Annotated in this window: 10 protein-coding genes; 1 reads left to right on the top strand and 9 read right to left on the bottom strand. The window is 70.1% G+C overall.

Features of this window, described 5'->3' with window-relative positions; all coding sequences use genetic code 11:
* Positions 1 to 38 precede the first annotated feature (38 nt).
* The 3 genes from ACH4YL_RS19735 to ACH4YL_RS19745 form a co-directional block, all read right to left on the bottom strand.
* Positions 39 to 731, bottom strand: coding sequence for a response regulator (locus ACH4YL_RS19735; RefSeq protein ID WP_398508652.1), 693 nt, complete (start codon positions 729 to 731; stop codon positions 39 to 41).
* Entirely contained in the window at positions 728 to 1888 is a 1161-nt protein-coding gene (locus ACH4YL_RS19740; protein ID WP_398508653.1) for a sensor histidine kinase, read from the bottom strand. Before ACH4YL_RS19740 ends, ACH4YL_RS19735 begins: the two co-directional genes overlap by 4 nt.
* Positions 1889 to 1984: 96 nt before the next feature.
* A complete protein-coding gene (locus tag ACH4YL_RS19745; RefSeq protein ID WP_398508654.1) occupies positions 1985 to 4102 on the bottom strand; it encodes a type IIA DNA topoisomerase subunit B in 2118 nt (705 codons plus the stop codon).
* Positions 4103 to 4538: 436 nt separating this feature from the next.
* Here ACH4YL_RS19745 and ACH4YL_RS19750 point away from each other — a divergent pair, with 436 nt between their 5' ends.
* Complete coding sequence (locus ACH4YL_RS19750; RefSeq protein WP_398508655.1) at positions 4539 to 4769, top strand: hypothetical protein; 231 nt, start codon at positions 4539 to 4541, stop codon at positions 4767 to 4769.
* Positions 4770 to 4910: 141 nt separating this feature from the next.
* Here the strand turns inward: ACH4YL_RS19750 and ACH4YL_RS19755 are convergent, their stop codons facing one another.
* The 6 genes from ACH4YL_RS19755 to ACH4YL_RS19780 all read right to left on the bottom strand — a co-directional run bounded on the left by ACH4YL_RS19755 (position 4911) and on the right by ACH4YL_RS19780 (position 13708).
* The gene (locus ACH4YL_RS19755; RefSeq protein ID WP_398508656.1) at positions 4911 to 5726 is read right to left on the bottom strand and encodes a serine protease; all 816 of its coding nucleotides are present in this window, start codon (positions 5724 to 5726) and stop codon (positions 4911 to 4913) included.
* A 173-nt stretch (positions 5727 to 5899) separates the two neighbouring features.
* Positions 5900 to 7462, bottom strand: coding sequence for an RNA polymerase sigma factor (locus ACH4YL_RS19760; RefSeq protein ID WP_398508657.1), 1563 nt, complete (start codon positions 7460 to 7462; stop codon positions 5900 to 5902).
* A 349-nt stretch (positions 7463 to 7811) separates the two neighbouring features.
* A complete protein-coding gene (locus ACH4YL_RS19765) occupies positions 7812 to 8696 on the bottom strand; it encodes a FadR/GntR family transcriptional regulator (protein ID WP_398508658.1) in 885 nt (294 codons plus the stop codon).
* 159 nt (positions 8697 to 8855) lie between these two features.
* Complete coding sequence (locus ACH4YL_RS19770; protein WP_398508659.1) at positions 8856 to 10619, bottom strand: ATP-binding cassette domain-containing protein; 1764 nt, start codon at positions 10617 to 10619, stop codon at positions 8856 to 8858.
* Between the two features lie 157 nt (positions 10620 to 10776).
* A complete protein-coding gene (locus ACH4YL_RS19775) occupies positions 10777 to 11544 on the bottom strand; it encodes an NUDIX hydrolase (RefSeq protein ID WP_398508660.1) in 768 nt (255 codons plus the stop codon).
* A gap of 106 nt (positions 11545 to 11650) precedes the next feature.
* Positions 11651 to 13708, bottom strand: coding sequence for a glycogen debranching N-terminal domain-containing protein (locus tag ACH4YL_RS19780; protein WP_398508661.1), 2058 nt, complete (start codon positions 13706 to 13708; stop codon positions 11651 to 11653).
* Between the last annotated feature and the right edge of the window lie 2 nt (positions 13709 to 13710).

Genomic DNA, 13710 nt, shown 5'->3' on the forward strand with positions numbered 1-13710 from the left:
GAAGATCCAGGACTCTTCTCCCGGTGGTCTTCACCCCATCAGGTGATGCTTGTGCCAGGTGGCTGCGCCAGGCCCTGCCGGTAGGCGTACCGCACCGCCTGGGCGCGGTCGTGCAGATCGGCCTTCGCGAACAGGTTGTTGATGTGCGTCTTCACGGTGGCCGTGGAGATGTACAGTCTGCGCGCGATGTCCGTATTGGTGAGTCCCTCGGCGATCAGGGTCAGCACCTCGCCCTCGCGAGCGGTCAGGCCGTCGGGCAGCTTCGGCGCGCTCGGTGGTGGCGCCGAGGTGACCTGCTCCAGCAGCCGCTGCTGGACGACCGGCGAGAGCCCGGCGCGACCGGCCATGACGTCCTGGATGGCCCGTACGATCTCGTCGCCGTCGGCGTCCTTGGTGAGATAGCCGCGCGCTCCGGCCCGCAGCGCGGGAAAGAGCGAGTCGTCGTCGGCATAGGTGGTGAGCACGACGATCTGCGTGCCGGGGTGTGCTTCGCGAATACGCCGGGTCGCCTCGACCCCGTCGCAACGGGGCATCCGCAGGTCCATCAGGACGACATCGGGGGCAAGTTCGGCGACGAGCGCGACCGCTTCCTCGCCGTCTTTCGCCGAGCCGACGACCTCGATGCCGGGCAGCAGCCCCAGAAGCATCACGATGCCTTCGCGCACCACCGCCTGGTCGTCGGCGACGATCACTCTGGCGTTCCGCACGGTCATGCCGCTCTGCTCGGTCATGCCGGCACCCGCAGCCGCACCACGAAGCCCTCTCCCTCAGGTCCCGCCTCCAGGGTGCCGCCGAGCAGTTCGGCCCGTTCGCGCATCCCCAGCAGACCGTACCCGGCGCCCGACATGCCGAGCTCACCGGCCTGCGCGGTCGTGCCCGAGTCCCGTATTTCCAGGGTCACTTCACCGGTCCCGTACGCCAGCAGCATCCGCACCTTGGCACCCGGCGCGTGCTTCCGGGCGTTCGTCAGCGCCTCCTGTGCCACTCTCCGTACGGCCTGCGAGGCCTCCGCGGTCAGCTGCCGCCGCTCGCCGCTCACATCGGTCGTCGCGCCGTCAGCGACGGCGAGCTCGCGCAGATAGTCCTCGACGGGCGCCATCTCGCCGCGCAGGGCGGAGAGCGCCTGCCGGGTCTCCGCGAGCCCTTCGCGGGCCATCACCCGCGCTGCGACGACCCGCTCCAGGATCTGTTCGCGAAACGGCCCTTCCGGTCCCCGCTCGATCTGCAGCCTGGCCGCTTCCAGGTGGACGAGCTGCGCGGAGAGGCTGTGCGCGAGGACATCGTGTATCTCACGTGCGATACGGGCCCGTTCGGCGAGGGCGGCCGACGTGGCCTCGGCCTCGCGGGCGGCCCGCTCCTGGGCGAGCAGCCGGAATCCGGAACCCCGGGCCTGAGCGTCCAGGCGCAGTGCGTAGCCGCTGAGCAGCACCACGGCGATCGTGAAGTAGGCGCCGAGTTCGCTGTCGTCGGCCAGCGTGAACGCGACGGACAGCACCGCGACCGTTCCCAGACCGGCGACGAGCGGGAGGCGCTCCACCGCCGTCACGGATGCCGTGATCCACAGCACCATCGCGGGGACTTCGGCCCCTGCGGCGAGCGCCCCCGCACCGAAGACCCCGATGGCGGCGATCAGTCCGATCGAGAGCCCCAGCCTGTTGGCGACGGTCGTGTGGTGAAAGCCCAGGACCGCGGCGGCACAGCACAGGAGACCCAGCGGCGGGAGCACCGCACCCCAGCCGTGGAAGACCTCAGAGCCGTACGCGCTGTACACCGCCCAGGTCGCAAGACCGGCGAGCAGGGCGATGTCGAGTGCGATACGGGCTCGCGGCACGCCAAGGCGGGACAGCGCTTCCCGGGTGGGCCATGCGGTCCACATGCTGCTGCGCACGTCACGTCCTCCTCCGTCACCCTCGATGCTACGGAGCAGGTCCCGGCCCGGGATCGGATCAGGGGTGGAGCCGGCGGCTCCACCCCCGGGTGGACGTCAGGCGTCGATCCGCGAGCGGTCCAGCGTCGCCGCCGAGCTGGTGATGAACTCCTTGCGGGGCGCGACCTCGTTGCCCATCAGCAGATCGAAGACCTGCTCGGAGGACTCGAGGTCACCGATGTTGATCCGGCGCAGGGTGCGGTGGCGCGGGTCCATGGTCGTCTCCGCCAGCTGGTCCGCGTCCATCTCGCCGAGGCCCTTGTAGCGCTGGATGGAGTCCTTGAACCTGGTCCCCTTGCGCTGGAGCTCCAGCAGGGTCTGCCGCAGCTCGCTGTCGGAGTACGTGTACACGTACTTGTCCTGGCCCTTCTTGGGCTGGCTCAGCTCGATCCGGTGCAGCGGCGGCACAGCGGCGAAGACCCGGCCCGCCTCGACCATCGGCCGCATGTAGCGCTGGAAGAGCGTGAGCAGCAGACAGCGGATGTGGGCGCCGTCGACATCGGCGTCGACCAGCAGAACGATCTTGCCGTAGCGAGCGGCGTCGATGTCGAAGGTCCGGCCCGATCCGGCTCCTATGACCTGGATGATCGCGCCGCATTCGACGTTCTTGAGCATGTCCGAGACGGACGACTTCTGGACGTTCAGAATCTTTCCGCGGATCGGCAGCAGCGCCTGGAATTCGCTGTTCCGCGCGAGCTTGGCGGTGCCGAGCGCGGAGTCACCCTCGACGATGAAGAGCTCGCTGCGCTCCACGTCGTCGCTGCGGCAGTCGGCCAGCTTCGCGGGGAGCGAGGAGGACTCCAGGGCCGTCTTCCGGCGCTGCGCCTCCTTGTGCTGGCGGGCCGCGATACGGGTCCGCGCGGCAGCGACGGCCTTCTCCAGCACCGCCCGGGCCTGCGCCTTTGCGTCGCGCTTGGTGGAGGTCAGGAACTCCTTGAGCTCCTTGGCGACGACATTGGCCACGATCCTGTTGGCCGCCGAGGTGCCGAGGACCTCCTTGGTCTGACCCTCGAACTGGGGCTCCGCAAGCCGGACCGTGACAACGGCGGTGATGCCCTCCAGCGCGTCGTCCTTGACGATGTCGTCCTCGGCGACGCGCAGCATCTTGGCGGAGCGCAGCACCTCGTTCACCGTCTTCGTGAGTGAGCGCTCGAAGCCGGTGACATGGGTGCCGCCCTTGGGCGTGGCGATGATGTTCACGAACGACTTGACGGTGGTGTCGTAGCCCGTGCCCCAGCGCAGCGCGATGTCGACGGCGAGCTCGCGGGTGACCTCGGTGGGGGTCATGTGTCCGCGGTCGTCGAGGACCGGGACGGTCTCCTTGAAGGTGCCCTGACCGCTCAGCCGCACCACGTCGCAGACGGCCTTGTCCTGGGCGAGGTACTCGCAGAACTCGCTGATGCCGCCGTCGAAGCGGAAGATCTCCTCGCTCTTGCCCTCGCCCTCCAGGTCCCGCTCGTCGCGGACCACGATGGTCAGGCCGGGTACGAGGAAGGCGGTCTGGCGGGCGCGCTGGTGGAGGTGGTCCAGGGAGAGCTTGGCGTCCTTGAGGAAGATCTGGCGGTCCGCCCAGTACCGCACCCGGGTGCCGGTGCGGGTCTTCGGGACACGCTTGCCCTTGAGCAGTCCGTTCGCCGGGTCGAAGGGGGCGTCGGGGCCCTGCTCGGTGAAGATGCCGGGGACACCGCGCCGGAAGCTGATCGAGTGCGTGGCGCTGTTCCGGTCGACCTCGACGTCGAGGCGGGCGGAGAGCGCGTTGACCACGGAGGCGCCGACGCCGTGCAGACCGCCGGAGGCGGCGTACGAGCCGCCGCCGAACTTGCCGCCGGCATGCAGCTTGGTCATCACGACCTCGATGCCGGACAGGCCGGTCTTGGGCTCGACGTCGACCGGGATGCCCCGGCCGTTGTCCCGCACCTCGACGGAACTGTCCTCGTGCAGGATGACCTCGATGTGGTCGCAGTAACCGCCGAGGGCCTCGTCGACAGAGTTGTCGATGATCTCCCAGAGGCAGTGCATGAGACCGCGGCTGTCAGTCGACCCGATGTACATGCCGGGGCGCTTGCGAACCGCCTCGAGCCCCTCGAGTACGAGCAGGTGCCGCGCGGTGTAGTTGGAACCGTCACGGTCTGCGGTCAGTACCGCACTGGACGGCACGGACGTTTCGGCGGTCACGCGGTTCGCTCCTCGCTGAATTTCAGATGTGGCCCCGTGGGGTAAAGGCCCGGCGTCGGTCGCCGGTCAGAGGGTACCGAGGCCTGGTAGAGCCGATGTAACGCCACCCTCGTGATTCTTCATGCTAGTCCAGACTCACACACATGTTCGATCCCTCGATGGAGTGACGCGTACATCACGTTCCCTTCCAGGCATGAACCATTTAGGCTCCGGGCACGTCCTCATGAACAACCGGCAACCCAGCCGGGAGGGCTAAACGAGACAAGCAACCGCGAAATCCGTAGAGCACAGCAATACGGCTCATTCGCCGCCAACCGGCAGCAGACAGCCGCCTTGATGGAAGAAGTTTCGAGGAAAAGCCCCGAGCGGGAACGTTTTCGGGCTGGTTGGATGTTGACCCTGGTACGACAGCTCGTCGAGCTAGAGAAGAGGCGACGTGACTACTGTTCTGACCCCCGCGAGCCCGCTGACGGCCGCTGACCGCTGCGACCGCTGCGGCGCCCAGGCCTACCTGCGCGTCGTCTTGACCAGCGGTGGTGAACTGCTCTTCTGCGCCCATCACGGACGCAAGTTCGAGCCGGAACTCAAGAAGATCGCCGCGGAAATACAGGATGAGACCGACCGACTCACGGCCGTGCCGGCGGCCGTCGGTGAAGAGGACCACTGACACCTCGCATCCCGACGAGCACAAGGCCGGTCCAGGACCGGCCGACGGGCGGCAGCCTCTGAATACCAGAGGCTGCCGCCCGCTCTCGTACCGTGACCGCCCGGGCGATTGCCCCGGCGGCAGCAAGGCTCTCTTCGGTGTCTACGACCTGACGAACGCCGAGATCCGGGTGTACACCCCGGGGCTGTCCGCCTGCCCGCAGCCGTTCCCCCAGGACACCAGGCCGACAAGCCTTCCGCGGGCCACCAGCGGCCCGCCACTGTCTCCCTGGCAGGCGTCGTGGCCGCCCTGCGGGTCTCCCGCACAGAGCATCGTGGACGCCACGTAGCGCCCGCCGAGACCGCCCGGATAAGCGAGCCCGCACGCCTGGTCGGCCAGCACTGTCACAGGAGCCGCACGCAGCGAGGAGGCAAAGCTGCCGTTGCCGCTCGTGTCCCCCCAGCCGTAGACCGTGGCACTCGTCCCGGGCTTGTACGCCGGGTCGCCCTCGGCCGCCAGCGGGACCACATGGGAGGCGGGCAACGCCTGCCCCAGCGTCAGCACCGCAAGGTCCGAGCTGTTCGTGAGCGGGTCGTACCCCGGCGAGACCCAGCTGTCGGTGACCGCGATCTCCCGGCCGCCCGCACCCTCCAGCTCGGCGCGTCCGGAGATGACCCGCAGATCCCGGACCTGGTTCACCTCCTGCCCGAGGACGGTCCGGCTCAGACAGTGGGCGGCCGTCATCACCTTGGTCGGCGCGACCACGACACCGCCGCAGAACTGGCCGGCACGCGTTCCTCCGAACCGGTCACGGCTGGAGAGCGCGACGACCCAGGGGGTGTCGGCGGCCCGGACCTGAAAGCCACCCACGACGACGCCGTCGGCGGCTGCCGGGACGGGCGATGCGAACGGCGCCACGGCCGCGGCGGCAACCAGGGCCAGCAGCCCTGCCAGGGCTCGGGCAAGGGGACGACGCATGGGGCCTCCTGACTCTGCGTGAATAGAGTTCACTCAGGGTCAGGCAACGAGCCGCTGTCCGCACCCGCGCCCACCGCACGTACGCGCAAGGCCCGGCCTCCCCAGAGGGTGGCCGGGCCCTGTCCGACGTATCGGAACCGCTCGCGTATCGGAACCGCTCGTACGGAAGCCGCTCAGTCCAGGTAGTCGCGCAGGACCTGCGAACGCGACGGGTGGCGCAGCTTCGACATGGTCTTGGACTCGATCTGGCGGATGCGCTCACGCGTCACGCCGTAGACCTTGCCGATCTCGTCCAGGGTCTTCGGCTGCCCGTCGGTGAGACCGAAGCGCATGGAGACCACGCCGGCCTCGCGCTCGGACAGGGTGTCGAGCACCGAGTGCAGCTGCTCCTGCAGGAGCGTGAAGCTGACCGCGTCTGCCGGGACGACCGCCTCGGAGTCCTCGATCAGGTCACCGAACTCGCTGTCGCCGTCCTCGCCCAGCGGCGTGTGCAGGGAAATCGGCTCGCGACCGTACTTCTGGACCTCGATGACCTTCTCCGGGGTCATGTCGAGCTCCTTGGCCAGCTCCTCCGGGGTGGGCTCTCGGCCCAGGTCCTGGAGCATCTGACGCTGGACGCGCGCGAGCTTGTTGATGACCTCGACCATGTGCACCGGGATACGGATGGTGCGGGCCTGGTCGGCCATCGCGCGGGTGATCGCCTGCCGGATCCACCAGGTGGCATACGTGGAGAACTTGTAGCCCTTGGTGTAGTCGAACTTCTCGACGGCGCGGATCAGACCGAGGTTGCCCTCCTGGATCAGGTCCAGGAAGAGCATGCCGCGGCCGGTGTAGCGCTTGGCCAGCGAGACGACCAGCCGGAGGTTGGCCTCCAGCAGGTGGTTCTTGGCGCGGCGGCCGTCCTCGGCGATGATCTCCAGCTCGCGCTTGAGCTTCGGCGCCAGCTTGTCGGAGTTCGCCAGCTTGTCCTCGGCGAACAGGCCCGCCTCGATGCGCTTGGCGAGCTCGACCTCCTGCTCGGCGTTGAGGAGGGGCACCTTGCCGATCTGCTTGAGGTAGTCCTTGACCGGGTCGGCGGTGGCACCGGCGACGGCGACCTGCTGTGCGGGCGCGTCGTCCTCGTCGTCGTCCGAGAGGACGAAGCCCTTGTTCTCGCCCTCGGCCTCTTCCTCCTCGGCCTTCGCACCGGGCTGGACCTCATCGGTCGGCTCTTCGCCCTCGGCGGGCTCGTCTGCGTCCTTCTTCGCCGTGGTCTTCTTGGCGGCCACGGTCTTCTTGGCGGCGGTCTTCTTGGCCGCCGTCTTCTTGGCCGCCGTCTTCTTGGCGGCCGTCTTCTTGGCAGGCGCGGTTGCCGTGACCTCGTCGTCGGCCTGGACGTCGACGGTTTCGGCCGTCGGCGCCGCGGTGGCCGCGACAGTCTTCGCCGTGGCGGTCTTGGCCGCGACGGTCTTGGTGGCGGTGCGCTTTGCCGGGCTCTTCGCTGCGACGCTCTTGCGGGCGCGCTTCGGCGACTCCGCGGCACTGACCATCAGCGTCACACCCTCTTCCTCGAGGATCTGGTTGAGGCTGCGCAGAACATTCTTCCACTGGGTTGGCGGAATCTGGTCAGCCTCGAAGGCCCGACGCACGTCATCGCCGGCGATCTGCCCATCAGCCTTTCCCCGCTCGATGAGCGCCATCACAGACTCGGACTCGGCGATCTCCGGCGGGAGCGTACGGGATGTGCTGGCCGACACGAACAACCTCTCGGAACGATGGAAAACGGCTTCCGGCCCCACCCATGATCGGGCCGGAGCCGACGACCACCGAGCTGCGGATGTGCCGGTGGCGCGGGCGGAACCTAGGAACTACACAGCGTCGTGAACGACTGCTGTATTCCCTCCTCGGCTGTCACCTCTTAGGTCATCGCGCTGTTTCGAGGAGTGTTACGCCCAATCCGCGTGGCCCGAGTCACACCTCATATGCGGCGAAACGGCCAGAGTGGGCGTTCACCACACAATCGTGCCGCCGGATCCCCATGGAATCCGGCGACACACAATGCGTACGCACTCGTCCTTCCCGACCACTCCCGACCGCGGCCGACGGTCAGTGCTCGCGCGGCGCGGGCACGACCCGCTCCACTTCCAGGTGGACGGTGAGCAGTTGGCGCATGGCGGACTCGGCGGCGTGCGCGTCGCCGGCGGCGAGGGCCTCGACGATCCGGGCGTGGTGCGCGAGCGAGACCTCGGTAGGGCGGTCACAGCCAGTGACCGGGCCGCCGGAGACCTGGAGCGCGGCGCCGACGATGCCCGAGAGGTGCTCCAGCATGCGGTTTCCGGCGAGCTGGATGAGCAGGGAGTGGAACTCCGCATCGGCACGGGAGAAGGTGATCCCGTCACTCTGAGCGAGGGCGTGGCTCATGATCTCGACCATGTCGCCGAGCCGCTGCTGGACGTCCTCACGGCCGTGACCTGCGGCGAGACGGGCGGCGAGTGGCTCGATGGTCCACCGCAGCTCGGACAGCTCGCGGCGCTGATCGTCACGCTGCGGGCCGAAGGCACGCCACTCGATGATGTCGGGGTCCAGCAGATTCCAGTCACTGACCGGACGGACCCTGGTGCCGACATTGGGGCGGGCGCTGACCAGGCCCTTGGCCTCGAGGACGCGCAGCGACTCGCGGACGACCGTCCGGGAGACCTCGAAGCGCTGCCCGATCTCCTCGGGGACGAGCGGGCGGTCGGCCCCCAGGTCGCCGGAAACGATCATCTGGCCGAGCTGCTGGACGAGTTGGCCGTGCAGCCCGCGGCCCCGGCTGCCTGCCGCGCGGCGGCCGACCCGGCCCAGCTCCGTGTCGGCGCCGTCCCAGGAGGGCGGCCCGACGCGGTCGACGCCTGGCGACTCCGCGTAGGGGTATCGGTCGAGTTCGCCCGGGCCGACGAGGCCGGAATCGGCGGGGCGGGCGGTCATCATGGTGTGCGCAAGGGTACTCACGCATCCTTTGTCGGCGTGGCTTCGACGGCCCTTGAGGTCTTTGGTGAAAAGCACACGAAAGGGTGATCGGCGCTCGCCCTGCAATTGACGCCTTATCGGAAAGAAACGGGCACGCTCAAGGGAGTTGTGAACAGTTCGCGGAGTACCGGTCGATCATGATCACCAACGGGCCCGGCCACGAAGGCCCGTGAACAGATATGCGCAGATCAGGACCGAGACCGACAACGCCAGCGCCACTCCCACAGGTTGAGCCATTACATGCACCACGGCCATCAGCCACTCGTCGGCCTGCACCGGCAGCCGCACCCAGGCCAGTTCGCGGATTCTGCCCGGGAGTCCGGCGATCGAACGCGCTGACGGAACGACAATCGTCTTCTGTACGAGTGGCGCGATGAGGACCGGTACGGCGAGGACAGCCGCCACTCCGGCGGCCGTGACCCGGAACACGCCGGCGGCGAGCAGACCGGCCCAGGCGCAGCCGACCGACAGTCCGCACCAACTGGCGGCCTGGGTCGGCCAGTTCTGCGGCAGTGCGGTCAAATCGCTTCCGTAGACGAGGCGCAGGACCTGATCGTCGGCCACCACCACGAGCAGTGCGAGCAACAGCGCCGCTGCGGCGGTCACTGCAAGCTTGGCGAGGAGGAGACCGAGACGGCGTGGCACGGTGCCGCGGGCGGCGGCGAGAGCGGGATAGCGGTGCTCCTCGCCGAAGGAGAGCGCTCCGATCAGCCCGGCGCCGAACGCCGCGGGCGGCAGCGGAAGAAACTCCGGCCATGCGGCGAGAGCCACGGGCACCGGCGTGCCCCTGGAACGGGCGAGCAGTACGCACAGAGCGAGCGAGGCGACGATGGCGGCGGTCGCGATGAGAGCGGTGGTACGGACTCCGAGCAGGCGGCGCAGCTCGTAACGCAGCGGCCTCACGGGGCTGGACACAGGACGCGGCGAGCGTGGCGGCGATCCGGGAGCCTGTGCGGGAGGCCGTTCCTCGTTGTGGGCGGCAGGTTCGGGGCCGGTGCCAGGCTGGGGTCCGGTGTCGGGCTGGGGCTGGGGGCCGGTGTCACCGATCTCGTCGGTGAGCCGGTGGACGAGTACGCCGTGCCGGAAGGCGGTTTCGCCTACTTCCGCGCAGGTACTGCCGTACACGGAGAGCAGATTGCTGCTCTCGGCGATCACTTCGACGGAGCGTTGGGCGGCGCGCGCCTCACGGTGGACGACAGCGGCGAGGCGCGCGGCGTGCGGGGTACGGACGGCGATGCGGGGGCGGAGCCTGGTGCGGGAGAAGTCGGTCGCGTCCTGGTCGGCGACGCGTCGGCCGGCGTCGATGGTGACGACGCGGTCCGCAATACGGGCGGCCTCCTTGGGATCGGCGGTGGTGAAGAGAACCGTTCCGCCGTTGTCTGCGTGTCCGCGCAGCAGTCCGTACAGCCAGCTGTTCTCACCGGGCGCAAGCCCCTTGGAAGGCTCGTCGAGGATGAGCGTCTGCGGGTCGCCCAACAGGGCGGAGGCCAGCCCGAGTCTGCGGTCCATGCCGAGCGAGAGCGTGCCGATGCGCCGGCCTCCGAGGCCGGCGAGGCCGACGGCCTTGAGCGCCTCGTCGGCGCGGGAGACAGGAACGCCCGCGGCGGCGCAGAGCATACGGAGCTGCCCACGCGCGGTCCGTGAAGGATGCCCCGGTACATCGCCGAGCAGCACGCCCACCTCGCGGGCGGGGTGGGCGATGCGATGGAGGGGGTTCCCGCGGAAGTAGGTGACGCCCCGGCCGGATTCCAGCTCCAGCATCAGACGCAGCGCCGTCGATTTGCCCGATCCGGCCGCACCGAGGAGAGCCGTGACCCGGCCCGGCCGGGCCTCGAACGTGAGGTCGTCGACGGCGGGCGGAAGGGTTCGGCGGTGGGCGCTGGTCAGTCCGAAGGCCTGGAGCATCGCTACTCTCGCGGGACGGCGGAAGGGCGGAGGTGAGACCGCTCGGCGGCAGGGTGGGTACCGAAGCACGATAACGCGACATTTCCGACTTTTTGTGCAGCGAGCGAACGGGGTGTCAGGGCCCGTCGAACCTGTGCCGGTTCGTTGTGGGTGTCTGTCAGACCTCGGGGCGCAGCATCGGCGGATTGAGGATGGTCGCGCCGCCGGCCCTGAACAGCTGTGCGGGACGGCCGCCCTGACGGGTGGTCGTGCCGCCGGCGGGCACCAGGAATCCAGGGGTGCCGGTCACCTTGCGGTGGAAGTTCCGCGGGTCGAGGGCGACTCCCCACACCGCCTCGTACACCCGTCGCAACTCGCCGACCGTGAACTCCGGCGGGCAGAAGGCCGTGGCCAGCGAGGAGTACTCGATCTTGGAACGGGCCCGTTCCACCCCGTCACCGAGGATCCGCGCATGGTCGAAGGCGAGCGGCGCGGACTGCTCGTCGTCCCTGCCGAACCCGTTCTCCTGGCCGAGGAGATCCTCGACGGACGCCCAGCGTGCGCTGTTCGCGTCGCCGCCCGCCCTTGGCGCGGGCAGATCGGGCGCCAGCACCAGGTGGGCGACGCTGACGACCCGCATCCGGGGGTCCCGTTTGGGGTCGCCGTACGTGGCGAGCTGCTCGAGATGCGCGCCGTTGCCCGCGGCCGCCGGCGAGCCGGGGTCGTGCACGCACAGCCCGGTCTCCTCGGCGAGCTCCCGCGCCGCTGCCGCTGCCAGATCCTCGTCGCCCCGCACAAAGCCACCGGGCAGCGCCCAGCGACCCTGGAACGGCGGCTCTCCGCGGCGTACGACCAGCGCGCACAGCGCATGACGACGCACGGTGAGCACGACCAGGTCGACGGTGACAGCGAACGGAGGAAAGGCCGACGGGTCGTAGGGAGACATGCCGTGATCATAGTCGTCTGCCTGACGATAAACACTCGTTTCGGTGGCTGCGGGTTCGGTTTCTTCCCCCCTCCCCCACCCCCGCCCACCCTCCCCGCCCGCCCGCTCACACCCCCAGCTGGAGACCTTGTGCGGCCTCCTCGACCATGCCCTGCCCGAGCCTGCTGATCCGCACGGCGAAGGGCTCACCGGCGACGTACAGCCCGGAGATCCGCACCGCGCCCAGCGGAGCGCAGCGCACCGGATGCAGTGCGACCGCACCGGCGGGGGCGTCGGGGCGAATGCCCGCCAGCGTGGTCAGCAGATGGATCCCGGCGGCCGCGGACAGCGCCGCAGGGCGGCACGCCGCCGGGTGCGGCACGGGCAGCCCGTCCGCAGTCCGCTGCTCTCCCGCGTACATCTCCGGCAGCCGGTACCCGAACGCCTCCGCCGCATCGAGCACACCGCGCAGCAGCCCTACCGCCTCCTTCTCGTACCCACCGGCCGCCAGACCCGCGACCGCGACCGCGGTCTCGTGCACCCTCACGGCTCCGGCCCGGTGGCCGAACGGGTTGTGCCCCGGCTCCTTCCTGCTCAGGCTGCGCAGCCCCCAGCCGGAGTCCAGTGCCGGCCCGCCGAGCAGTCGGGCCAGCTGCTCGGTCTGCACCCTGTCGAGCAGTCCGGGCGCAAGCCGCCCACCGCCGAGCAGGCCGGTGTCGAGGAGGTGCGCGGCGCTCCCACCCAGGTGCGCCACAAGCCGGCCGTCCCCCAGCCGCGCCGCCGCCGGCCGACCGCCCGCCCGGTCGTCGATCCAGAAGCCCTGCTGGAACCGCCGGCGCAGGGCACTCGCCCACTCGCGCCATTCGTCGGCACCGGGACGGCCGTACGCCGCCAGCAGGTCGGCTCCGAGGACCGCGGCCCGATGCGCGTGCGCCTGCGTCTCGGCCCTCTGCACTCCGTATGCGCCTGGCTCGGACAAGGTTCCGTCGTCGCCGGCGGCCTGCCGCAACCAGCGCAGACAGCGCTCCGCCACCGGCAGCAGCCCAGCCAGCTCCTGGTCCGGCAGCCCCCACCGCCATGCCTCGGCAAGGACCGCCGGGAATGCGAGGGTGGCCTCGACGCCCGTGCAACTCGGCGGCAGATGCGGGCCTGCGTCCCGCAGCGCCCCGGGGATGCGCCCGAAGTCCGGTCCCGGTCCGGCCAGTTGGGTGCGTCCGAAGGTGCGCAGGGTGGCCGCGGCGAGCCGGGTGGAGAGCGGGAGCGCCATCCGCGCGGCCCACAGCGCTTCGGCGGGTGCCGGCCCGCAGCGCCAGGGCGCGCCCGCCGCCGGGTACATGTCCGCGGATCCTCCCGGGTCCCGCAGCAGCAGCGCCCTGAGGTCGTCCTGGCTGGTTCGGAGCAGGGTCTCCAGCCGCGGATCGTCGCCCTCGACCCGGGCATCGGACAGGAGGTGGCTGCCGGTGCGGCCGGACGCACGGGCAGGTCGGCCGGATCCAGGCGCCCATCTGCCCCGGCCGTCGGAGCGGACACGCAGATCGATCGTGCGCGCGGCCCCGGGCGCGAGCTCCAGCTCCCAGCGCAGGAGTCCGGCGGAAGCGAGGGCGTCCTTCGGGTGCGGATCGGCGGTGACCAGCGCGTGGGCACCGGGGCCAGCTGTCCAGCGCATGCCTGAGGCGTGGACGCTGGGCGGCAGTTCGGGACCTGGGCGCCCGGCCGCGATCGCCGCCAGATCCGCGAGATCGGTGCCGAGCGCGATTTCCACGGGCAGCCGAAGCGGTCTGCTTGCCGAGCTGCGCAAGGTGATCCGTTCCGTGCCGTCGGCGTCGCGCGTCCGCTCCACGGCGATCTCCGGGTCGGGTCCGGAGTCGGCAGGCGTACGCGCGACTGCGACGAAGCGTGCGCGGCCCGCGGAGACCAACCGGCCCTGCACCGCGACCGGTTCACGTCCGGCCACGCGCAACTGGCAGCGGGAGAGCAGTCGGCGACCCGACTGGTAGACGCCTTCGAGACCTCGCCCGGTGAGCTGGCCGTGCTCGGGAGAGATCGCCAGGCAGGGCAGTGCGACGCAGATGAGCGCGGTGTGGGCAGGGGGCAGCTCGCCGGACCGTCCCGCTGTTGGCGGCACGGGGCCGGGGCCCTGTCCCGGCTGCGGTGGGCGGGGCGGGCGTGGGGCGATGAGGGCCATGG

Origin of the sequence: Streptomyces sp. NPDC020681 (assembly GCF_044334895.1) — a bacterium.
Taxonomy (GTDB): Bacteria; Actinomycetota; Actinomycetes; order Streptomycetales; family Streptomycetaceae; genus Streptomyces.